Here is a 1,175-nt window from a genome sequence, read left to right on the forward strand (position 1 = left end):
CGACAACGTGTCGCGGACGCGTTCGCGACACATCTAGCTGCTGGAATCAGCTTCTGCTAACGCCACCAGTCGCTAACGCCGGTGATGATGGCGTCCTGGTCGTTCGGCGACTTCGGGATCTCGTCGAGCCCGCGCGGCAGGAACGGGATCGCGAAGCCGGCGGCCTCGTCGAGCCTGCGGTCCAGGCGTTCCTTGCGGTCGTTGGTGATGCCGATCCACACCACGGTGCCGACGATGCCGACGACGATGGCCGCGGCGATTGCCGTCGCGAACGCCACGCGGGTGCGCAATGAAGGGGTGCGGCGCAGAAACCGCGACAGCGGTGCCATGGGCTCAGGGATCTAGCTCGAAAACCGCGCGCATCACTGCTGCCTGAGTACGAACCCCACGCCGCGCACGGTGTGCAGCAGCCGCGGCGCACCGCCGGCCTCCAGCTTCCGGCGCAGATAGCCGATAAACACGTCGACGACGTTGGTGTCGGCGGCGAAGTCGTAGCCCCACACCAACTCCAGCAGCTGGGCCCGCGACAGCACCGCGGTCTTGTGTTCGGCGAGCACGGCCAGCAGGTCGAACTCGCGTTTGGTCAGGTCGACGTCGACGCCGTTGACGCGGGCGCGACGGCCGGGGATGTCGACCTCGAGCGGCCCGACGGTGATGGTCTCCGACGAGAACGTCGCGGTGGCGCCCCTGCGCCGCAGCAGCGCCTTTACCCGCGCCACCAACTCGGCCAGCACGAACGGCTTCACCAGGTAGTCGTCGGCACCGGCCTCCAGACCGGCGACCCGGTCGTCGACCGAGCTGCGCGCAGACAGCACGCAGACCGGAACGTCGTTGTCCATCGCGCGCAGGGCGGTCACGACGCTGACGCCATCGAGCACTGGCATGTTGATGTCGAGCACGATCGCGTCGGGCCGGGTCTCGGTGGCGCTGCGCAGCGCTTCGGCGCCGTCCTTTGCGGTGGATACGTCGAATCCGGACAGCCGCAGGCCGCGCTCCAGGGACGCGAGGACGTCGTCGTCATCATCGACAACGAGCACTCGGGGTGAAACTGCACTGTCCATATACGCCATCTTGCCTGATCGCGGAGCGCGATTGGGATAGGCGCCACAGGGCCGTCGCGTCGGGTCGCTGTGATGCCGGCTACCCGCCACCACCGCGGCCGCCGCCCCCGCAGC

1 protein-coding gene and 1 pseudogene are annotated in these 1,175 nt (G+C 68.4%); both read right to left on the reverse strand.

The window, feature by feature from the left end; translation table 11 throughout:
* Positions 1–80: 80 nt before the first annotated feature.
* Positions 81–329 (reverse strand): annotated as a pseudogene (locus CQY20_RS33830) (two-component sensor histidine kinase); the annotation flags it as partial.
* Between the two features lie 33 nt (positions 330–362).
* Positions 363–1,070 carry a response regulator transcription factor gene (prrA, locus tag CQY20_RS33835; RefSeq protein ID WP_207767377.1) on the reverse strand — a complete coding sequence of 236 codons (708 nt, stop codon included), beginning with the start codon at positions 1,068–1,070 and terminating at the stop codon, positions 363–365.
* Positions 1,071–1,175: the final 105 nt, after the last annotated feature.

This window comes from Mycolicibacterium agri (assembly GCF_002553505.1).
Taxonomy (GTDB): Bacteria; Actinomycetota; Actinomycetes; order Mycobacteriales; family Mycobacteriaceae; genus Mycobacterium; species Mycobacterium agri.

Excerpts from the sequence above, each read along its gene's own strand:
- prrA (WP_207767377.1), bottom strand. The coding sequence starts at position 1,070 with ATGGCGTATATGGACAGTGCAGTTTCACCCCGAGTGCTCGTTGTCGAT.